Below are 20,565 nucleotides of genomic sequence, written 5' to 3' on the forward strand. Positions count from 1 at the left end.
TCAAACACGCATACGCTCGATGACACACCGCAAAGGCCCCTAGGATTCCACCTATCACCTCACCGGTCTCATTCGACAGGAACCCCATGAGCGACACTTCCCCCTACGGCTTCGAGCTTGTGCGGCGTGGGTACGACCGCGCTCAGGTGGACGAACGCATCTCGAAGCTCGTCTCCGACCGTGACAGCGCTCTGGCTCGTATCACTGCTCTGGAAAAGCGCATCGAGGAGCTCCACCTCGAGACGCAGAACGCCCAGGCCCAGGTAAGCGACGCGGAGCCGTCGTACGCCGGTCTCGGCGCGCGTGTCGAGAAGATCCTCCGCCTCGCCGAGGAAGAGGCCAAGGATCTGCGCGAGGAGGCCCGTCGCGCTGCCGAGCAGCACCGTGAGCTCGCCGAGTCCGCGGCCCAGCAGGTCCGCAACGACGCAGAATCGTTCGCTGCGGAGCGCAAGGCCAAGGCCGAGGACGAGGGCGTCCGGATCGTCGAGAAGGCCAAGAGCGACGCGTCGCAGCTGCGTTCCGAGGCGCAGAAGGACGCGCAGTCGAAGCGTGAGGAGGCCGACGCCCTCTTCGAGGAGACCCGCGCCAAGGCCGCTCAGGCCGCCGCGGACTTCGAGACCAACCTGGCCAAGCGCCGCGAGCAGTCGGAGCGCGACCTCGCGTCCCGTCAGCAGAAGGCGGAGAAGCGTCTCGCGGAGATCGAGCACCGCGCGGAGCAGCTGCGCCTGGAGGCCGAGAAGCTGCGCACCGACGCCGAGCGTCGCGCCCGTCAGACCGTCGAGACGGCGCAGCGTCAGGCCGAGGACATCGTGGCCGACGCCAACGCCAAGGCCGACCGGATCCGTTCGGAGTCCGAGCGCGAGCTGGCGGCTCTCACCAACCGCCGCGACTCGATCAACGCTCAGCTGACGAACGTCCGCGAGATGCTCGCCACGCTGACCGGCGCCGCGGTGGCCGCGGCCGGCACGCCGTCCACGGACGACGAGTCGATCTCGCGCGGGGTTCCGGCGCAGCAGTCCCGGTAGTCTCCCGTACGAACGTCGAGGCCCGCGCTCCCTCGGGGTGCGGGCCTCTGCCGTGTCCGCCTGCCGTGGGCGGATGCCCGGCGTCCTGCGTCCGGGGGCCCGCTCTCCCCCGTCCGGGCGGTCGTGTCGAGGGCCGTTGCGGGCCGTTGCCGTGGGCGTCGCCCCCTGTTTGCCCGGCCGGGTGGCAGCCGCCCCACACGGGTCATAGCGTGTCGGCATGATCGAGCTTGCGGGCCTGACGAAGCGGTACGGCGAGAAAGTGGCGGTCAACAACCTCACCTTCACCGTCAGACCGGGCATCGTCACGGGCTTCCTCGGGCCCAACGGCGCCGGCAAGTCCACCACCATGCGGATGATGCTGGGCCTCGACCGGCCGACGGCCGGGGACGTCCACATCGACGGTCAGCACTACGACCGGCTGAAGGACCCCCTGAAGTACATCGGCGCCCTGCTGGACGCCAAGGCCATGCACGGCGGCCGCAGCGCCTTCAACCATCTGCTGTGTCTGGCCCAGAGCAACGGCATCCCGAAGAGCCGGGTGCACGAGGTGCTGGACACCGTCGGGCTGACGGCCGTGGCGAGGAAGAAGGCCAAGGGGTTCTCGCTGGGCATGGGCCAGCGGCTCGGCATCGCGGGCGCGCTCCTCGGCGACCCGCGGATCCTGATGTTCGACGAGCCGGTCAACGGTCTCGACCCGGAGGGCATCCACTGGATCCGCAACCTGATGAAGTCGCTGGCGGCGCAGGGTCGGACGGTGTTCGTCTCCTCCCATCTGATGAGCGAGATGGCGCTGACCGCCGATCACCTCGTGGTGATCGGACAGGGCCGACTGCTCGCCGACACCTCGATGGCCGACTTCATCGCGCAGAACTCACGGTCGTACGTCCGCATCCGCACCCCGCAGCGCGAGCGGCTGCTCGATGTGCTGCACGGCGCCGGGATCACCGTCGTGGAGACCGGCAACGGCTCGCTGGAGGTGGACGGCGGCAAGTCCGAGCGCATCGGGGAGCTGGCCGCGCAGCACCAGATCGTGCTGCACGAGCTGAGCCCGCAACAGGCTTCGCTGGAGGAGGCGTTCATGCAGCTGACCGCGGAGTCGGTGGAGTACCACGCGCACACGGACGCACCCCCCGAACAGCCGTGGGGCGACGACTGGACGAGGAGCTGACGATGGCGGCGACCCAGGTCATCCGGTCCGAATGGACCAAGATCCGGTCGGTGGCGTCCACGGTGTGGACGCTCTCCCTGGCCGTGGTCGTCACCGTCGCGCTCGGCATGCTCATCTCCGCGCTGTCGAGGAACGAGTACGACGACATGAGCCGCACCCGCCGGCTCGACTTCGACCCCACCTTCATCAGCTTCGCCGGGATGACCCTCGGCCAGCTCGCGATGATCGTGTTCGGGGTGCTGGTCGTGTCGAACGAGTACAGCACCGGCATGATCCGCACCTCGCTGGCCGCCGTGCCGCAGCGCGGCACCTTCCTGTTCAGCAAGATCGCGGTGGCCACCGGGCTGGCGCTCGTGGTGGGGCTGGCCACCAGCTTCGTCACGTTCTTCCTGGGGCAGGCCATGCTCGGCTCCCACAAGGCGTCGATCGAGGACACCGGGGTCCTGCGAGCGGTCATCGGCGGTGGCCTGTACATGACCCTCATCGCGGTGTTCTCGATGGGCGTGGCCACGATGCTGCGCTCGCCGATGCTGTCGCTCGGCATTCTGATGCCGTTCTTCTTCCTGATCTCCAACATCCTCGGAAACGTCTCCGCGACGAAGAAGATCGGCCGGTACCTGCCCGACCAGGCCGGCAGCAAAATCATGCAGGTGGTCACGCCGATCGACGACGACACCCCGTACGGGCCGTGGGGAGGGCTCGGCATCATGGCGCTGTGGGCGGTCGCCGCGGTGGCGGGCGGCTACCTGCTGCTGAGGAAACGCGACGCGTAACGCTTTGGGCTTTGCTTTCATTTGAGCGGAACCGTCAGCGCCCCGATATCCTCCTAACCCTTACGGGGGCGTGTGCCCTGCTGTCCTGATCCTTTCGATGGGTGCGGAGCATGATCGAAGCAGTCGGCCTGACCAAGCGCTACGGTGACAAGACCGCTGTGTACAACCTTTCCTTCCAGGTGCGGCCCGGCGCCGTGACGGGCTTCCTCGGGCCGAACGGCTCCGGCAAGTCGACGACCATGCGGATGATCCTCGGCCTGGACAACCCGACCGCCGGGACGGTGACGATCGGCGGCTATCCGTACCGCAGGCTGCCCAACGCGGCCCGCCAGGTGGGCGCCCTGCTCGACGCCAAGGCGGTGCACGGCGGCCGGCACGCCCGCAACCACCTGCTGTGTCTGGCCCAGCTGTCCGGCATTCCGGCCCGGCGGGTCGACGAGGTGCTCGGCGTGGTCGGTCTGCAGGACGTGGCCCGCAAGCGCTCCAAGGGTTTCTCCCTGGGTATGGGCCAGCGGCTCGGCATCGCGGCCGCGCTGCTCGGCGACCCCCAGGTGCTGCTCTTCGACGAGCCGGTCAACGGCCTCGACCCCGAGGGCATCCTGTGGGTGCGCAACCTGATGAAGTCGCTGGCCGCCGAGGGCCGCACGGTGTTCGTCTCCTCCCACCTGATGAGCGAGATGGCGCTGACCGCGGACCACCTGATCGTCATCGGACGCGGGCAACTGCTGTCCGACATGAGCGTGAAGGACTTCATCTCGGCCAACTCCGCCGACTTCGCGCGCGTCCGCACCCCGCACACCGACCCGCAGCTGCGCGAGAAGCTGGCCTCGGCGCTCACCGAGGCGGGCGGCCACGTGCTGCCCGAGCAGGACGGCGCGCTGCGGGTGACCGGGCTGCCGCTGCCCCGCATCAGCGACCTCGCCCACGAGGCCGACGTACGCCTGTGGGAGCTGTCGCCGCACCAGGCCTCGCTGGAGGAGGCGTACATGCGGATGACGCAGGGCGCCGTGGACTACCGGTCGACCACCGACCAGAAGGCCGGCCTCCAGCAGCAGCTGCCGCCCGGCGCACAGCCGCCGATGCCGGTGCCGGGTCAGGGGCAGCCGGGCTGGTACGCCCCGCCGCCCCCGCAGCAGGGTTACGCGCCGCCGCAGCCGGCCCAGACGCCCCCGGCGGCCTCCTACGGCGCGTACGGCGCCCCGGGGGCGCCCGCCGGCGCTCCCGGCCCGGGCGGAGCCAACCCGTACGCACAGGGGCCCGCCCAGGCTCCGGCCGAGGCCCCGGCCCCGGCCGCCTCACTCGACAAGGCGCCGGCCGCGCCCGCCGCCCCCGCCCCCGACGTCGCCCCGACCAAGTCCGAGGACGCCCGATGAGCACCCCGCAGCACCCGTCGCCGCAGGCCGCGCCCGCCTGGCAGGCGGCGCCCGGTCCCTCGTACGCCGGGCACGGCCCGGCCTACACCTCGCCGATCCCGATCGTGCGCACGCACCTCGGACACGCCGTCGCCTCGGAGTGGACCAAGATCCGGTCGGTGCGCTCCACGATGTGGACGCTGGGCGTGTTCGTGCTGCTCGTCGTGGGCATCGGTCTGCTGGCCGGAGCGGTGGTCGCGGCGAACGCCTCCGAGCGCGACCTCGAGGGCGAGACCGCGCTGTCGTTCGGCTTCTTCGGACTGCTCCTGGGCAGCATGTGCGTCATCACGCTCGGCGTGCTGACCACGGCCTCGGAGTACGGCACCGGCATGATCCGCACGACGATGGTGGCCTGCCCGTCACGCGGCCGGGTCCTCGCGGCGAAGGCGGTCGTCTTCTTCGGCGTCGCCTTCGCGGTGACGCTCCTGTCGTCCGGCTTCGTCGCCATGGTGCACGTGGGCATGCTGGGCGACGCCCGCCAGCCGACCGGCGGGGAGTGGCTCAAGGCCACCTTCGGCGTGTCCCTCTACGTCGCGCTGCTCGGACTGCTCTCGCTGGCCGTCGGTTCGATCATCCGGCACTCGGCCGGCGCCATCACCATCATGATCGGTCTGCTGCTGGCCCCGCTGGTCATCGCGATCTTCATGTTCTCGTCCTCGCTGGAGGACCTGCGCCAGGCCCTGTTCGAGTACTCGATCCCGAACCAGCTGGGCGTCTTCTACTCGACCTCGCTCAGCGACAGCGGCCCGAGCGGCTGGGACCCGCTGTGGATCGCGCTGGGCGTGACGGCCGCCGCCCTCGCCGCCGCCTTCGCGCTGCTGGAGAAGCGGGACGTCTGATCCGCCGCCGGCCCGCCGGAACCGGCCCTAGAACCTCGGCGCGTTACGGGACCGCTGCACCCCGGGGGTGCGGCGGTCCCGTGCGTTCCAGCACGCCTTGTGCCAGTGCCGGCGGTCGTCGACGCCCGCGTGCTCCGGCCAGGCGACGACGTGCGGAACGCCGTCGGGGATCAGCTGGTCGCAGCCGGGGCACCGGTACGCCTTGCCCTGCGCGCTCGCGCCGGCCACGTGCCGCACGCTCCACCGCTCGCCCTGCCAGGCCTCCGCGGACTGCCAGCCGCCGTAACGGCTCGCGGAGTCGTCCTCGGCGCTCCGGCCGGACGAGTTCTCACCCTTGGGTCGGTTGCGACGCGGGGACACAGGACACCTCACGGGGCTATACAGGAAGCAGGCTCGGCATCCAGCCTACGCGGCCCGGCCCCGGGTACCCGTAGGGCAGCCGGGGCCGCAAGTCCCCCTCGCGGGCGTCCGATTCTGCAGACAATCCGCAAATCTCTCCGCCAGGCCGTGTCCTCGGCACGTGTCAGACGGTTATGCCGGGTGGGGGAGCTCCGTGTCGGAGCCAAGGAAGCAGGAAAGTCCATGCGCGTTGGAAGTTTCGTGTTGGGAGCCCAGTTCCCCGGCCAGGGTCAGGGGGAGGCGCTGCACCGCGCGGTCCGCTCTGCCGAGGTGGCCGAGGAGGCGGGTCTCGACTCGGTCTGGCTGGCCGAGCACCACTTCGTGCCGTACGGCACGTGCCCGTCGGCGGTCACGCTCGCCGCTCTGCTGCTGGGCCGCACCCGCCGCATCCGGGTCGGCACGGCGGTCAGCGTGCTGCCCACCGTCCACCCCGTGGCCCTCGGCGAACAGGCCGCGCTGCTGCACCTGACGAGTGGCGGCCGCTTCTCGCTGGGCGTGGGCCGCGGCGGGCCGTGGGTCGACCTGGAGGTGTTCGGCGCGGGTCTGGAGGCGTACGAGCGAGGGTTCCCGGAATCACTCGATCTGCTGGTTCGCTGGCTGCGGGAACCCTCGGTGGGAGCCGACGGCGAGCGCTTCCGCTTCCGCGAAGTCCCGGTCGTGCCACGGCCGTCGGAGGCCCTGACGGAGACGGCGGGACCGGAGGTCGTCGTGGCGTGCACCTCACCGGCGAGCGTGAGGCTGGCCGCCGAGCGCGGGCTGCCGATGCTGCTCGGGATGCACGTGGGGGACGAGGAGAAGGCCGAGATGGTCGCCCAGTGGCGGCGGTTCGCGCGCGCCGCCGGGCGGTCCGGGGACGAGATCCGTGGCGCGGCCCATGTCTCCGCGGGCGTCTGCCAGATCGCGGACCGGCGCACGGACGCGGTGGAGACCCTGGTGAAGGCGATGCCGGGCTGGCTGAAACAGGGTCTGGACGCGCATATGACGGTGGACGGCCGAGCCCGCAGCATGCGGGACCCGGTCGCGTACACCGAACTGCTCTGCGGGCTGCACCCGGTGGGCACCCCGCGGCTGTGCGGCGACCGCCTCGCCGCGACCAGCGAACGGACCGGCATCTCGCGCTTCGCTCTGCTCGTCGAGGGCTCGGGCGACCTCGCGGCCACGGAGGAGAACGTACGGCGGCTGGGCTCGGAGGTCCTCCCCCACCTCCGGTGAACAGCCCGGACGACCGCGAAGCTTGCCGCTCCCGTGTTGATGGAGTCTCCCGCGTCAGGAGCGGCAAGCGACAGCCTCACAGAGTCAGCAGTCCCGGAATTCCGGGGACTGGTTCAGCACCTGGCTGCGGACCGAGGTGAAGCGGGTGAGCTTCTCGTCGACAGCCGAGTCCAACGGGAACACCGCCACCCGGTGGCAGTTCTGGAACGCCAGCCGCACACCGAAGTGCCGCTGCAGCGCACCGCGTATGGCGTCACTCGCGAGCGCGCGCAGCAACTGGCCGCGTGCCTGCTCGTCCGGCGGGGGCGTCTGGTTGTCGGCGAAGTCTCCGCCGTCCACCTTCAGCTGTGCCACCAGGGAGCTGACCATCTCCCATGCGTAGGGCAGGGAGGTCCGGACGCAGTCGACGAATTCTGCTTCGTCGACCTCGCCTCGCTCGGCCTGTTCGAGTAGGGCCGGTGAGACGTCGAGCGACATGGGTACTCCTCTCGCACCCCCAGAACATCAGGGGTTGCCGGACAGGGAAAGGGAGTCCGCATGCCGAAACACCGCACACGCTGAGTACACGCATCGCGACCTCCCGTTCCCTACGGTAGGCAACGGACCGTGACGGCACCAGGAGAATGGGCACATAGGGAACCCCTGTTGGGCTCACAATCGGCCACTGTCGAACGATCTTTTTCCAGGTCGAAAAGGGCGGGCCGCAAGGGGCTCCGGTGGCGGGCGGTGCCGGGAGAAGGGCGGGCGAATCGCCCGGGGGCCGACGCGTCGGATAGCGTTGCGACCCATGCGTCTCGTCATCGCCCGGTGCTCCGTCGACTACGCCGGCAGGCTCACCGCCCACCTTCCCTCCGCCCCCCGTCTCATCCTGGTGAAGGCGGACGGCAGCGTCTCGATCCATGCGGACGACCGGGCCTACAAGCCCCTCAACTGGATGTCGCCGCCCTGCACGCTGAAGGAGGAGGAGGGGGACTCCGAGGGCACGGCGGCCGTCTGGACCGTCGTCAACAAGGGCGGTGAGAAGCTCATCATCACCATGGAGGAGATCCTCCACGACTCGTCGCACGAACTGGGCGTGGATCCCGGCCTGATCAAGGACGGCGTGGAAGCGCACCTTCAGGAGCTGCTCGCCGACCGCATCGAGACCCTCGGCGAGGGCTACACCCTGATCCGCCGCGAGTACATGACGGCCATCGGCCCGGTCGACATCCTGTGCCGGGACGCGGCCGGACAGACCGTCGCGGTGGAGATCAAGCGGCGCGGCGAAATCGACGGAGTCGAGCAACTCACGCGCTACCTGGAGCTGTTGAACCGCGACCCGCACCTCGCCCCGGTCCGCGGCGTCTTCGCGGCCCAGGAGATCAAGCCGCAGGCACGCGTCCTGGCCACGGACCGCGGCATCGGCTGCACGGTCCTCGACTACAACGCCCTGCGCGGCATCGAGGACGACAAGCTGCGCCTGTTCTGAGTTCCGGCACGCCGACGAGGGCCGGGTTCCCGCTGGGGGAACCCGGCCCTCGTCATGGTCCGAAGGGTCAGATCACCTGGTCCGGCGAGGCCCCCGTGCCGGCGCTCCCGCCGGAGCCGGCGGAACTGGCCGAGCTCGCGGGCGAGGAGGACATCGAGCTGCCGGCCGTGTTCGAGGTGGTGCCGGACGGCGTCCCGCTGGGCTGGGTGGACGTCGACGGAGAAGGCGAACCGGTGGCCGACGGGGAGGCGCTCGGCGACGACGACGCCGACTGCGACGGCGAGGGCCTCGGGCTCGTGCTCGGCGAGGACGACGGCTTGGGCGTGCCGGACGGCGATCCCCCGCCCCCCGGGCCGTGCGAACCGCTCGCGCCCGCGGACGGGTCCGCCTCCCCCGTCGGCGTCGGGTCGTCCGAGGTGCCCATCGTCCCGTCCGGGCCCGGGTCCGTCGGCCTGCTGGTGGCCTCGCCCGTGTCGGAGGAGTCGCCGCCGCTCGGGGTGTCGGGGTCCAGGTCGCCGTCGCCCGTGCCCGTGCCGGCGGAGGGATTGACGCCCACCCGGTCGGACGGGTTGTGGGCGTCGTTGTCGGAGGTCGCGCCGAGCGTCACCACCGTGCCGAGCACGGCGACGAGCAGGGCGCCCGCGCCGGCCGCGACGAGGTTGCGCTTGGCCAGGCCCTTCAGTCCGCCGCGGCTGTGCCGGGCCGGTGCGACGAGCGGCTCGCGGCGGGTGACGAGGGTGTCGGTCTTCGGCGGGGCCGACGGGAGCGCCGCCTGGATGCCCCGCGGCGGGGACGCCGACTCCTCGTGGCGGGTGTCGGGAACCTCCTCGCCGGCCGTCGCCGTCACCAGGCCCGGCACGTCGCCCGAGGCGTCGGCGACCAGGGCGAGGGCGCGGCGGCCGGCCACGGTGCCGCGCTTGTCGGCGATGGCCCCGCGCAGGGCGAGGGAGGCCTCCAGCTCGGAGCGCGCCCGGTCGAGTTCCCCGGTGCACAGGGCGAGGACGCCCAGCTCGTGGTGGAAGTAGGCGCGGTCGGCGGACTCGCCGGCGAGCCGGGCGGCCTCGGCGCCCTCGTGCAGGGCGCTCTCCCAGGCGCCCCAGTGCAGTCCCGCGGCGAAGGCGGGCGCGGCGGTGCGGGCGAGCCGGATCGCGGTGGCCTCCTCGCCCTCGTCGGGCCGGGTGGTGCCGGGGACGACGGCGGTGAGGGCGGCGAGCACGGCGTCGGCCTCGGCGCACACCCGCTCGGGCGTGACGGAGGGGTGTCCGGCCCACCATGCGTAGTGCTGGGCGGCGGTGTGCGCGCGGGCCTCGACGTCGTCGGCGTATCCGGCGGCCTCGAGCTGGGTCCGGACGCCGGTGGCGAGCCGGTAGCGGGTGCCGACGGGGGAGACGAGCCCGCAGGCGGCCAGTTCGCCGAGGGCCGCGTCGGCGTGGGTGTCGCCGACCAGGGCGGGCAGGTGGGCCTGGTGCGGGACCTCGCCGTCGAGGGCGACGGCGAAGCGCAGGGTGGCGCGGGCGGAGGCGCCCAGGCGGGCGGCGAGCAGCGGCGCGGGCGCGGCGGCCTCGCCGAGCGAGGGCAGGGGTATCTCCTCCGCCTCGCCGGCTCCGGCTCCGACCTCGACGGCCCCGGCGAGCGGCCGGGCGTCCTCGAAGACGCCGAACGCGTCGACGGCCTCGGCGCCGGCCCGCAGCCGGTCGCGCTGGGAGAGCAGGGCGCCGGCCTGGACGAACCGCAGGGGCAGGCCCTCGGACTCGAACCAGAGGTCGCCGGCCCAGTTGGCCTCCTCCTCGGTGAGGACGCGGCCGACGGCCCGCTCGATCACCTCGACGCCGCCGGCGCGGTCGAGGCCGGTGAGGGCGACCTCCTCGACGGCGGACTCCGCGGAGGGCGCCGGCGCGTCCGGGGTGGCGCCGAGCAGGAAGGCGCACTCGGGCGTCGCGTCCAGCAGCTCGTCGAGTGCGGCGCCGCCGAGGTCCAGGTCGTCGACGACGACGACCGCGCCGATCTCGCGCACCAGGGCGCGCAGGTCGTCGTCCTCGGGACGGTGCAGGGGGGCGTCGTAGACGGCGTGGAAGAGGTCGTGCAGCAGCTCGGTCGCGGTGCGGCCGTGGCCGCAGAGACGGACGACGCCGTCGGGGGCGAGGTCCTCGCAGTCCTCGGCGACGAGGTCGAGGAGGCTGGTGCGGCCGGAGCCGGGGGCGCCGGTGAGACGGACGGAGCGGCCGCGGGCGAGCAGGCGGACCAGCTGTTCGCGTTCGTCCTGGCGGCCCAGGAGCGGCAGCGCGGAGCGGGCCGGTCCGGCCGGGGCGGGCGGCCGTGCGGCCCGTTCGGCCTCGGCGCGCTGCTCGGGCGTCCGCTTGGCGGGCCGCTCGGCCCGCTCGGTGGGCGGGCAGAGTTCTATCTCGCTGCCGTCGACCGGGTTGACCGTGAGCAGGTGTTCGCCGACGACGAGCCGCACGGTGCGGGCCTGGGCCGGCGCGTGCTGGGCGAAGTCGGGTGTGAGGGGGTCCCTGGGCGGGCGCGGGCGCGGCGCGTGTCCGTCGCCTTCCTGGCCGTGCTCCTCGGGTCCCCGCATGTTCGGGTCCATAGGCTAAAGCCCCCCAAAAGCGTCGTGTGGCGGTAGCCCCTCCCGGCCTTGCTGCACACTGCGCTGTCGCTTCTGGTCCGGTACCCGCTCGAGGGCTGAGAGCGGCGGGCAGACGAACCGTAAACCTTCGCACAGTATCTACGACAGCCCGGGGTGCCGCGCCGCCCGAAGCGTCACAGTCTCGTGAGGATTGCGCCCGTCGCACGTTTTCCGCCGCAGGCCACGCCCTGTCCCGTCACACGCGGGGAAGTGACTCCACGCCGATGCCGCCCTCGATCGCGAGGATCCGGTGCAGCCGGGTCGCCACCAGCAGGCGTTGCATCTGCGGCGGTACGCCGCGCAGCACCAGCCGTCGGCCGCAGCGGCCCGCCCGTCGGTGGACGCCCATGATGACGCCGAGTCCGGTGGCGTCCCAGGAGTCCAGTTCGGACAGGTCGAGCACCAGGTCGCCGACGCCGTCGTCGACGGCCGTGTGCAGGACCGTACGGGCGTCCGCCGCGCTGCGGACGTCGAGACGGCCCCCGACGACCAGCTCGACGTGGTCGCCCCTGATGTGCATAGCGCTCCCCTAAGCGTGCGTCTCGTGCTCCGCGGTGTGTGTCCGGTGTTGCGTTGCATCCTCTGACTGCGCGAAGCGGCCGGAGGTTGCCGTCTGTGAGCGAACCGATACCGAATTCACCCGCAGGGGTGAGGCCCGTGTGGCCTGTGCGGTTTGGTGCCTGTAGAAGCCCTGCCCGCTCACGCGTCCGATGTCACCGGCGTCAACCATCCGGCGCAGCCGTCCCGGTCGCCGGGCCGTGTGCCTCTCGGCCGGAGATTAGCGGTCGTGAGGCGCTGTGTGACCGGTTAGTAACGCGTTTCACGTCTCAGGGCGTGAGACGCCGGTCACGTCGTCAAATCCTGTCCGATTCACGGCGATTGAACCTGAAGTGCCCCCGGGTCGGCGGCCGTGACGAAGGGAACGGAACGGAACCTGGGGGACGGTCTAGATTGGCCGCATGGTCAATCTGACGCGCATCTACACCAGGACCGGCGACCAGGGCACCACCACCCTCGGCGACATGAGCCGGGTCGCCAAGACCGACCCGCGGATCACCGCGTACGCCGACGCCAATGAGGCGAACGCGGTCATCGGCACGGCGCTCGCGCTCGGCGGGCTCGACGAGGAACTCGTCACGGTGCTCACCCGCGTCCAGAACGACCTGTTCGACGTGGGCGCGGACCTGTCGACGCCGGTCGCGCAGAACCCCGAGTTCCCGCCGCTGAGGGTCGAGCAGTTCTACATCGACCGGCTGGAGGCGGACTGCGACCGCTTCAACGAGCGGCTGGAGAAGCTGCGCTCGTTCATCCTTCCCGGCGGCACCCCGGGCGCGGCCCTGCTGCACCAGGCCTGCACGGTCGTCCGGCGGGCCGAGCGCTCCACGTGGGCCGCGCTGGAGGTGCACGCGGAGGTGATGAACCCGCTCACCGCGACCTATCTCAACCGGCTGTCGGATCTGCTGTTCATCCTGGCGCGCACCGCCAACAAGGCCGCCGGGGACGTGCTCTGGGTGCCGGGCGGGGAGCGCTAACGCAGGTTGGCCGGTTCCCGCTCCGGTTCGCCCTTCGGCGGCCGCTTCGGGAAGAGGGTGTAGCTCGCGGCGATGACGACGTTGACGCCGACGACGAACAGCATCCGCTGCTGCCACGCGCGCAGCGAGCCGGTCTCGCCGTCGCCGCCGACGTACCAGACGGCCGCCTGGAGCAGGGCGGCGGCGACCAGCGAGGCGAGGATCCAGCGGCCCGCGACCTTCCACTCGTGGACGGCGCGGGCCGTGCCGTACTTCGGCGGTCGCACGGGCGGCGGACCGCCGGCGAAACGGTGGGCGACCCGGGCGTCGGCCCACCTGACCGTGGAGTGTCCGAGGCCGACGGTGAAACCGATGTAGACGGCGGCCAGGCCGTGCCGCCAGTCCGGCTCGGCGCCGTTCCTGAGGTCGACCGCGGTCACGGCGAACAGCACGAGCTCCAGCAGCGGCTCGCACAGCAGCAGCGCCAGGCCCAGCCTCGGCATCCGGAACAGGTACCGGAAGGCCAGCCCGGCGGCGAGCAGCACCCAGAAGGCCACCTCGCAGGCGATGATCAGTCCGACGACCACGGTTCGCTCCTCTCGGTCACCCGTCCAGGCTCCCGCCGCGCGCGGCCGGGTTCGTCGTCGCCGGTGACGAACTCGCGGTACATCGAAAGATGCAGTCCGGGACCGTTCCCGGGGAGCAGGCGCACGGGACGCGGGCCGTGTTGGATGGAGGACATGCCCGCGCGCCGACTGCCCCGCCCGCACCGTTTCGACGTCTGGATCGCGGTGGGCGGACTGCTCGGCGGGCTCCTCCTCGCGGTCGTCGGCCTGGGCGAACGGCCGGCCGACGATCCCCTCACCCTCTTCGACGGCCCCTGGCCCGTCCTGCTGCCGCTCACCGTGATGGCCGGCTGCGAACTGCTGCGCCGGACGGCCCCCCGTACGGCCCTGCTCGTCGGCAGCGCCGCCGTCACCGCGGACCTCGTGACCCAGGGCAGCCTGTCCACCGTCCTGATGTTCACCGACGTCATGTACGCGGCCGTCCTGTACGGCCCGCTCGCCTCGGCCCGCCGCATCCAGTGGATCACCGGGCTGCTCACGGTGGCCGGGACGCTGGTGCCGTTCGCGGTGTGGCGGGTGCCGGAGGCGCTGCTGATCGGCGTCGTCGTGGGCATCGTCGCGTACGGGCCCGCCGCCACCGGCTGGATCGTGCGCGACCACCGCGACGCCGCCGAGGCCGCCCGGCTGCGGGCCGAACAGACCGCGCTGCTCGCCGAGACGGACCGCGCCCAGGCGGTCGCGGCCGAACGGGCGCGCATGGCAAGGGAGTTGCACGACATGGTCGCCAACCACCTCTCCGCGATCGCCATCCACTCGACGGCGGCCCTCTCGCTCGACGATCCGGACACCTCCCGGCAGGCCCTGACCGTCATCCGCGAGAACAGCGTCGAGGGGCTGGCGGAGATGCGGCGACTGATCGGGATCCTGCGCGACGGCAGCGGGGACCGGGAGCCCGCGGCCGCCCCCACCCTCGACGGTCTGCGGTCCCTCGTCGACGGCGCCCGCGCCAACGGGCTCGACGTCACCCTCGACGCCGACCACGGCAAGGTCCCCACCCCCGTCGAGCTGGCCGCCTACCGCATCGTCCAGGAGTCGCTGACCAACGCCCTCAAGCACGCGTGCCCCGGCCGGGTCACCGTCGACCTCGTCCAGCGCGAGGGCGCGCTCGACGTGCGGGTGCGCAGTCCGTACGGTCACCGGGAGGGGCCCCGCGCCCCGGGATCCGGCGCCGGGCTCGTCGGGATGCGGGAGCGGGCCGCGCTGCTCGGCGGCACGTTCGCCGCCGGGCCGGAGGGCCCGCGCTGGACCGTACGCGCCACCTTGCCCCTCGTCGAAGGAGAGACCGCATGAGCCCGGCCATCCGTGTCCTGGTCGCCGAGGACCAGTCCGCCGTTCGTGCCGGACTCGTCCTCATCCTGCGCAGCGCCCACGACGTCGAGGTGGTCGGCGAGGCCGCGGACGGTGAGCAGGCGGTAGCGCTGGCCCGGGAGTTGAGGCCCGACCTGGTGCTGATGGACGTTCAGATGCCGCGGCTCGACGGGGTGTCGGCGACCCGGCAGGTCGTCGAGGAGGGTCTCGCCGACGTCCTGGTGCTGACCACCTTCGACCTCGACGAGTACGTGTTCGGGGCGCTGCGGGCCGGTGCGGCCGGGTTCCTGCTGAAGAACATCGAGGCGAGGGACCTGCTGACCGCGGTCCGTACGGTGGCGGCCGGGGAGGGCCTGATCGCACCGGCCGTGACGCGTCGTCTGATCGCCGAGTTCGCCGCCGGGCCCGTACGGGCGCCGGGGGCCGATCCCGCCGTGCTCGACTCCCTCACCCGGCGCGAGCGGGAAGTGCTGGCCTGCCTCGGGGAGGGGTTGTCCAACGCGGGGATCGCCGAGCGTCTGGACATGGCGGAGGCGACGGTGAAGACGCACGTCAGCAGGTTGCTGGGAAAGCTGGAACTGCGCAGCCGGGTTCAAGCGGCGGTTCTGGCTCAGGAGTTGGGGATCTAGCGCGTTCCCGGAGGAGAACCGGAGGGCGGCCGGAGGTTTGGAACGGCCCACTGGTCCAGACCTATTGACCTGTGGTCCAGACCTTTCTATTCTCGCGGCACCGTGGGCGTGGAGGCTCAGTCACGCCCCCCGACTCCTCCCTAGGAGGCGCAGGATGCGCTTCAGACACAGAGCCGCGGCAGGGTTCGCGACGCTGTTGCTCCCGCTGGCCGGCCTGGTCGGCCTGGCGGGCCCCGCTCAGGCCGCGACCGCCGCCACCGCCACCTACACCAAGGCCTCGGACTGGGGTACCGGCTTCGAGGGCAGGTGGACGGTGAAGAACACCGGCACCAGCGCCATCAGTTCATGGACCGTCGAGTGGGACTTCCCCGCCGGCACGTCCGTCACCTCGGCCTGGGACGCCGACGTCACCTCCTCCGGCGCCCACTGGACCGCCAAGAACAAGTCCTACAACGGCTCCCTCGCCCCGGGCGCCTCGGTCACCTTCGGCTTCAACGGCGCCGGCTCCGGCTCCCCGGCCAACTGCAAGCTCAACGGCGGCGGTTGCGACGGAACGACGGTCCCCGGCGACGCCGCTCCCTCGGCCCCGGGCACCCCGACGGCCTCCTCCGTCACCGACACCTCGGTGAAGCTGAGCTGGTCGGCCGCCACCGACGACAAGGGCGTCAAGAACTACGACGTGCTGCGCGACGGCGCCAAGGTCGCCACGGTGACGGCGACCTCGTACACCGACACCGGCCTGACCGCGGGCACCGACTACTCCTACACCGTCCAGGCCCGTGACACCGCCGACCAGACCGGACCGGCCAGCGGCGCGGTCGCCGTCCACACCACCGGCGGCGGCACCAACCCCCCGCCCACCGGCGACAAGGTCAAGCTCGGCTACTTCACCGAGTGGGGCATCTACGGCCGCAACTACAACGTCAAGAACCTGGTGACGTCCGGCTCGGCCGCGAAGATCACGCACATCAACTACGCCTTCGGCAACGTCACCGGCGGCAAGTGCGCGATCGGCGACTCCTACGCCGACTACGACAAGGCCTTCACCGCCGACCAGTCCGTCAGCGGCGTCGCCGACACCTGGGACCAGCCGCTGCGGGGCAACTTCAACCAGCTGCGCCAGCTGAAGGCCAAGTACCCCCACATCAAGGTGCTGTGGTCGTTCGGCGGCTGGACCTGGTCCGGCGGCTTCGGCCAGGCGGCGGCGAACCCGGCCGCGTTCGCGCAGTCCTGCTACGACCTGGTGGAGGACCCGCGCTGGGCGGACGTCTTCGACGGCATCGACATCGACTGGGAGTACCCCAACGCCTGCGGTCTGTCCTGCGACACCTCGGGAGCCGCGGCCTTCAAGAACCTGATGTCGGCGCTGCGTGCCAAGTTCGGCGCGAACTACCTGGTCACGGCGGCCACCACGGCCGACGGCTCCTCCGGCGGCAAGATCGACGCCGCCGACTACGCGGGCGCCGCGGCCTACGTCAACTGGTACAACGTGATGACGTACGACTTCTTCGGCGCCTGGGCGGCCCAGGGACCGACGGCCCCGCACTCCCCGCTCACCTCCTACAGCGGCATCCCGACGGCCGGGTTCACCACGGCCGACGCGATGGCCAAGTTCAAGGCGAAGGGCGTGCCCGCGAGCAAGCTGCTCATCGGCATCGGCTTCTACGGGCGCGGCTGGACCGGCGTCACCCAGGACGCCCCGGGCGGCACGGCCACGGGCCCGGCGGCGGGAACCTACGAACAGGGCATCGAGGACTACAAGGTCCTCAAGACGTCCTGCCCGGCCACCGGCACGATCGCCGGCACGGCCTACGCGAAGTGCGGCAGCAACTGGTGGTCCTACGACACCCCGGCCACCATCGCCGGAAAGATGACCTGGGCCAGGAACCAGGGCCTGGGCGGCGCGTTCTTCTGGGAGTTCAGCGGTGACACCGCCAACGGAGAGCTGGTGAGCGCCATCAGCGGCGGCCTGCAGTAGCCGCCACGCGCCTGCGCGCACCGACGCCGCGGGTGGGCCCCAGGCCCGCTCGCGGCGTTTCGCGCGCCAGGCGCCGCGCGCAGTGTGCCACCGGGCCGGTGTACCGGACTCAGGCCACGTTGACCCGCTGGCCGGGCGGAGCCGCCTCCAGCCACGCGAGGAAACCGGTCAGCGCGTCCTCGCTCATCGCGAGCTCCAGGCGCGTGCCCCGGTGCAGACAGACGAGGATCACCGCGTCGGAGAGCAGTGCCAGCTCCTCCTCGCCCTCGGGAAGACGGCGGCCGGCCACCTCGATCGAGCCGCGCTCCAGGACGCGACGCGGCCGGTAGGCGTAGGAGAAGACCCGGTACCACTCGATACGGTCGCCGTTGTAGCGGGCGACGCCGTAGCTCCAGCCCTTTCCACTCGCGTCCGGATTCTCGGGGACGTCCCAGCGCAGGGAACAGTCGAAGGTGCCGCCGGAACGCTGGATGAGCCTGCGCCGCAGACCGAAGACGAACAACCCCAGCACCACCAGGGCCACGACGATTCCGCACACAGTCAGAGCGAGGACCATCGACACCGACCTCCTCGTCTCCTAGGTACCGAAATAGGTAACGGAACGGAAAAAACATCCATATCTGCCTCAGCCGCGGTCGGCTCCGGATTGCTCCGGTGCCGACCGCGGCTGAGTGACGTCATGCGGTTCTGCTCCCCCAGCCCCTCAAGGGCCGGGGAGGGGCCCCCAGGGTCAGTGTGAGGCCGCCGCACGCAGTCGTACGTCCGCGCGACGTTCGGCGGCGGCGTCGCCCTCCGCCTTCGCGCGTTCCAGCTCCCGCTCCACGCGCTGGACGTCGATCTCGTCCGACAGCTCGGCGATCTCGGCCAGCAGCGACAGCTTGTTGTCCGCGAACGAGATGAAACCGCCGTGCACCGCGGCGACGACCGTTCCACCATCACTCGTACGGATGGTCACCGGGCCCGACTCCAGCACACCGAGCAGCGGCTGGTGACCGGGCATGACGCCGATGTCGCCGGACGTGGTGCGCGCGACGACCAGGGTGGCCTCGCCGGACCAGACCTCTCGGTCGGCCGCGACCAGCGCGACGTGCAGCTCAGCAGCCAAGGTGGCTCCTCGGGTCACCACCCGGCTTCTCGTGCCGGGTGTTGGTTACAAGTCTAGTGGGCGTGGAAGAGGGGGCGGGACGTACCCCGCCCCCTCAGCCGAGCGCGAGGCTCAGGAGACGCCCAGCTCCTTGGCGTTGGCCTTCAGGTCCTCGATGCCACCGCACATGAAGAACGCCTGCTCCGGGAAGTGGTCGTACTCGCCGTCGCAGATCGAGTTGAAGGCCGCGATCGACTCGTCCAGCGGGACGTCCGACCCGTCGACGCCGGTGAACTGCTTGGCGACGTGGGTGTTCTGGGACAGGAAGCGCTCCACGCGACGGGCACGGTGGACGACGAGCTTGTCCTCCTCGCCGAGCTCGTCGATACCGAGGATCGCGATGATGTCCTGGAGGTCCTTGTACTTCTGCAGGATCGTCTTGACGCGCATGGCGGCGTCGTAGTGGTCCTGCGCGATGTACCGCGGGTCCAGGATGCGGGACGTGGAGTCCAGCGGGTCCACGGCCGGGTAGATGCCCTTCTCGGAGATCGGACGGGACAGAACCGTCGTCGCGTCGAGGTGGGCGAACGTGGTGGCCGGGGCCGGGTCGGTCAGGTCGTCCGCGGGGACGTAGATCGCCTGCATCGAGGTGATCGAGTGACCACGGGTCGAGGTGATGCGCTCCTGGAGGAGACCCATCTCGTCGGCCAGGTTCGGCTGGTAGCCCACCGCGGAGGGCATACGGCCGAGCAGGGTCGACACCTCGGAGCCCGCCTGCGTGAAGCGGAAGATGTTGTCGATGAAGAACAGCACGTCCTGCTTCTGCACATCGCGGAAGTACTCCGCCATGGTCAGGCCGGCCAGGGCCACGCGCAGACGGGTGCCCGGGGGCTCGTCCATCTGGCCGAAGACCAGGGCGGTCTTGTCGATGACGCCCGAGTCCGACATCTCCTCGATGAGGTCGTTGCCCTCACGGGTGCGCTCACCGACGCCGGCGAACACGGAGACACCGTCGTGGTTGTTGGCGACGCGGTAGATCATCTCCTGGATGAGCACCGTCTTGCCGACGCCGGCGCCGCCGAACAGACCGATCTTTCCACCCTTGACGTACGGGGTGAGAAGGTCGATGACCTTGACGCCGGTCTCGAACATCTCGGTCTTCGACTCGAGCTCGTCGAAGTTCGGCGCCTTGCGGTGGATGGACCAGCGCTCGCCGTCGTAGCTCTCGTCGACGTTCAGCACCTCACCGAGGGTGTTGAACACCTTGCCCTTGGTGAAGTCGCCGACGGGGACGGTGATGCCCGTGCCCGTGTCGGTCACCGCGGCCTGGCGGACCAGACCGTCGGTCGGCTGCATGGAGATGGTGCGGACCAGGCCGTCACCCAGGTGCTGGGCGACCTCCAGGGTCAGCGTCTTCTTCTCGCCCGCGTTCGCCGGGTCGGAGACCTCGACGTGCAGAGCGTTGTAGATCTCCGGCATCGCGTCGACGGGGAACTCCACGTCGACGACCGGGCCGATGACCCGGGCGACGCGGCCCGTGGCCGTCGCGGTCTCAACAGTGGTGGTCATTAGCGGTCACTCCCCGCGGTCGCGTCGGCCAGGGCGCTCGCGCCACCGACGATCTCGCTGATTTCCTGGGTGATTTCGGCCTGGCGGGCCGCGTTGGCAAGACGGGAGAGCGTCTCGATGAGCTCGCCCGCGTTGTCGGTGGCCGACTTCATCGCGCGCCGCGTCGCGGCGTGCTTCGAGGCCGCCGACTGGAGGAGCGCGTTGTACACGCGGCTCTCCACATAGCGCGGCAGAAGGGCGTCGAGGACGTCCTCCGCCGAGGGCTCGAAGTCGTACAGCGGGAGGATCTCGCCCTGGGGCTTGGCCTCCTTGGCCACCTCGTCGAGGCTGAGCGGCAGCAGACGGTCGTCGAGCGCCGTCTGCGTCATCATCGAGACGAACTCGGTGAAGACGATGTGGATCTCGTCCACGCCGCCGTCCGCCGTGTCCTTCTCGATGGCCTCGATCAGGGGGGCCGCGACCTTCTTGGCGTCCGCGTACGTGGGCTCGTCGGTGAAGCCCGTCCACGACTCCGCGACCTTGCGCTCGCGGAAGTTGTAGTGGGCCAGACCGCGCCGGCCGACGATGTACGTGGCGACCTGCTTGCCCTCGGCCTCGAGGCGCGCCGTCAGCTGCTCCGCGGCCTTGATGGCGTTGGCGTTGAAGGCGCCGGCGAGACCGCGGTCGCTCGTCAGGAGCAGCACCGCGGACCGCACGACCGTCTCGGCCTGCGTGGTCAGCGCGTGCTTGGTGTTCGAGCCGGTACCGACCGCCGTGACCGCACGAGTGAGCTCGGCGGCGTACGGCGTGGAGGCCGCCACCTTGCGCTGCGCCTTGACGACACGCGAGGCGGCGATCATCTCCATCGCCTTGGTGATCTTCTTGGTCGCGGTGACGGATCGGATGCGACGCTTGTAGACCCGGAGCTGAGCTCCCATGAGTCAGGTCCCTTCCTTACG

At 71.2% G+C, this 20,565-nt stretch carries 20 protein-coding genes; 11 read left to right on the plus strand and 9 right to left on the minus strand.

What is annotated here, in order from left to right; all coding sequences use genetic code 11:
- The first annotated feature begins 86 nt into the window (after positions 1 to 86).
- The 5 genes from ACZ7DE_RS00205 (at position 87) to ACZ7DE_RS00225 (ending at position 5,217) form a co-directional block, all read left to right on the plus strand.
- Positions 87 to 1,025, plus strand: a complete 939-nt coding sequence (locus ACZ7DE_RS00205) for a cellulose-binding protein (protein ID WP_470756288.1) — start codon at positions 87 to 89, stop codon at positions 1,023 to 1,025.
- 217 nt (positions 1,026 to 1,242) lie between these two features.
- Entirely contained in the window at positions 1,243 to 2,193 is a 951-nt protein-coding gene (locus tag ACZ7DE_RS00210) for an ABC transporter ATP-binding protein (protein ID WP_470756290.1), read from the plus strand.
- Between the two features lie 2 nt (positions 2,194 to 2,195).
- Positions 2,196 to 2,966, plus strand: coding sequence for an ABC transporter permease (locus tag ACZ7DE_RS00215; protein WP_470756292.1), 771 nt, complete (start codon positions 2,196 to 2,198; stop codon positions 2,964 to 2,966).
- 110 nt (positions 2,967 to 3,076) lie between these two features.
- On the plus strand, positions 3,077 to 4,339 hold the full coding sequence (locus ACZ7DE_RS00220; RefSeq protein ID WP_470756294.1) for an ABC transporter ATP-binding protein: 1,263 nt from the start codon (positions 3,077 to 3,079) through the stop codon (positions 4,337 to 4,339).
- Positions 4,336 to 5,217, plus strand: a complete 882-nt coding sequence (locus tag ACZ7DE_RS00225; protein ID WP_470756296.1) for an ABC transporter permease — start codon at positions 4,336 to 4,338, stop codon at positions 5,215 to 5,217. Before ACZ7DE_RS00220 ends, ACZ7DE_RS00225 begins: the two co-directional genes overlap by 4 nt.
- A gap of 27 nt (positions 5,218 to 5,244) precedes the next feature.
- On the opposite strand, the gene ACZ7DE_RS00230 is transcribed toward ACZ7DE_RS00225, so the two are convergent.
- Positions 5,245 to 5,577 carry an ATP/GTP-binding protein gene (locus tag ACZ7DE_RS00230; protein ID WP_470756298.1) on the minus strand — a complete coding sequence of 111 codons (333 nt, stop codon included), beginning with the start codon at positions 5,575 to 5,577 and terminating at the stop codon, positions 5,245 to 5,247.
- Between the two features lie 222 nt (positions 5,578 to 5,799).
- On the opposite strand from ACZ7DE_RS00230, the gene ACZ7DE_RS00235 reads away from it, so the two are divergent.
- Positions 5,800 to 6,828 (plus strand): LLM class flavin-dependent oxidoreductase, encoded by a 1,029-nt coding sequence (locus ACZ7DE_RS00235; protein ID WP_470756300.1) that lies wholly within the window; start codon positions 5,800 to 5,802, stop codon positions 6,826 to 6,828.
- Between the two features lie 84 nt (positions 6,829 to 6,912).
- Here ACZ7DE_RS00235 and ACZ7DE_RS00240 read toward each other — a convergent pair whose 3' ends face one another.
- Positions 6,913 to 7,305, minus strand: coding sequence for an SCO5389 family protein (locus ACZ7DE_RS00240; protein WP_351913261.1), 393 nt, complete (start codon positions 7,303 to 7,305; stop codon positions 6,913 to 6,915).
- A 310-nt stretch (positions 7,306 to 7,615) separates the two neighbouring features.
- Here ACZ7DE_RS00240 and nucS point away from each other — a divergent pair, with 310 nt between their 5' ends.
- Positions 7,616 to 8,296, plus strand: coding sequence for an endonuclease NucS (nucS, locus tag ACZ7DE_RS00245; RefSeq protein WP_470756302.1), 681 nt, complete (start codon positions 7,616 to 7,618; stop codon positions 8,294 to 8,296).
- A gap of 67 nt (positions 8,297 to 8,363) precedes the next feature.
- On the opposite strand, the gene ACZ7DE_RS00250 is transcribed toward nucS, so the two are convergent.
- Both ACZ7DE_RS00250 and ACZ7DE_RS00255 read right to left on the minus strand, forming a co-directional pair.
- Positions 8,364 to 10,883: an ATP-binding protein gene (locus ACZ7DE_RS00250; RefSeq protein ID WP_470756304.1), complete on the minus strand. Its 2,520-nt coding sequence runs from the start codon at positions 10,881 to 10,883 to the stop codon at positions 8,364 to 8,366.
- 235 nt (positions 10,884 to 11,118) lie between these two features.
- Positions 11,119 to 11,442, minus strand: coding sequence for an STAS domain-containing protein (locus ACZ7DE_RS00255; RefSeq protein WP_392240937.1), 324 nt, complete (start codon positions 11,440 to 11,442; stop codon positions 11,119 to 11,121).
- A gap of 439 nt (positions 11,443 to 11,881) precedes the next feature.
- Between ACZ7DE_RS00255 and ACZ7DE_RS00260 the strand changes: the two genes are divergently transcribed.
- A complete protein-coding gene (locus ACZ7DE_RS00260) occupies positions 11,882 to 12,454 on the plus strand; it encodes a cob(I)yrinic acid a,c-diamide adenosyltransferase (protein ID WP_470756307.1) in 573 nt (190 codons plus the stop codon).
- Here ACZ7DE_RS00260 and ACZ7DE_RS00265 read toward each other — a convergent pair.
- The gene (locus ACZ7DE_RS00265) at positions 12,451 to 13,020 is read right to left on the minus strand and encodes a hypothetical protein (protein WP_470756309.1); all 570 of its coding nucleotides are present in this window, start codon (positions 13,018 to 13,020) and stop codon (positions 12,451 to 12,453) included. The two genes, ACZ7DE_RS00260 and ACZ7DE_RS00265, sit on opposite strands and share 4 nt — an antisense overlap.
- 144 nt (positions 13,021 to 13,164) lie before the next feature.
- On the opposite strand from ACZ7DE_RS00265, the gene ACZ7DE_RS00270 reads away from it, so the two are divergent.
- The 3 genes from ACZ7DE_RS00270 (at position 13,165) to ACZ7DE_RS00280 (ending at position 16,974) form a co-directional block, all read left to right on the plus strand.
- Positions 13,165 to 14,349 (plus strand): sensor histidine kinase, encoded by a 1,185-nt coding sequence (locus ACZ7DE_RS00270; RefSeq protein ID WP_470756311.1) that lies wholly within the window; start codon positions 13,165 to 13,167, stop codon positions 14,347 to 14,349.
- A complete protein-coding gene (locus ACZ7DE_RS00275; RefSeq protein ID WP_470756313.1) occupies positions 14,346 to 14,996 on the plus strand; it encodes a response regulator in 651 nt (216 codons plus the stop codon). Before ACZ7DE_RS00270 ends, ACZ7DE_RS00275 begins: the two co-directional genes overlap by 4 nt.
- Before the next feature lie 154 nt (positions 14,997 to 15,150).
- On the plus strand, positions 15,151 to 16,974 hold the full coding sequence (locus ACZ7DE_RS00280; RefSeq protein WP_470756315.1) for a glycosyl hydrolase family 18 protein: 1,824 nt from the start codon (positions 15,151 to 15,153) through the stop codon (positions 16,972 to 16,974).
- A 109-nt stretch (positions 16,975 to 17,083) separates the two neighbouring features.
- On the opposite strand, the gene ACZ7DE_RS00285 is transcribed toward ACZ7DE_RS00280, so the two are convergent.
- The 4 genes from ACZ7DE_RS00285 to ACZ7DE_RS00300 form a co-directional block, all read right to left on the minus strand.
- The gene (locus tag ACZ7DE_RS00285) at positions 17,084 to 17,530 is read right to left on the minus strand and encodes a DUF2550 domain-containing protein (protein WP_470756317.1); all 447 of its coding nucleotides are present in this window, start codon (positions 17,528 to 17,530) and stop codon (positions 17,084 to 17,086) included.
- Between the two features lie 174 nt (positions 17,531 to 17,704).
- Entirely contained in the window at positions 17,705 to 18,079 is a 375-nt protein-coding gene (locus ACZ7DE_RS00290; RefSeq protein ID WP_470756319.1) for a F0F1 ATP synthase subunit epsilon, read from the minus strand.
- Positions 18,080 to 18,190: 111 nt separating this feature from the next.
- Positions 18,191 to 19,627, minus strand: a complete 1,437-nt coding sequence (gene atpD / locus ACZ7DE_RS00295) for a F0F1 ATP synthase subunit beta (RefSeq protein ID WP_470756321.1) — start codon at positions 19,625 to 19,627, stop codon at positions 18,191 to 18,193.
- On the minus strand, positions 19,627 to 20,544 hold the full coding sequence (locus ACZ7DE_RS00300; RefSeq protein WP_470756323.1) for a F0F1 ATP synthase subunit gamma: 918 nt from the start codon (positions 20,542 to 20,544) through the stop codon (positions 19,627 to 19,629). The genes atpD and ACZ7DE_RS00300 overlap by 1 nt, the downstream gene beginning before the upstream one ends.
- Between the last annotated feature and the right edge of the window lie 21 nt (positions 20,545 to 20,565).

Source organism: Streptomyces sp. NPDC037083 (genome assembly GCF_055606485.1).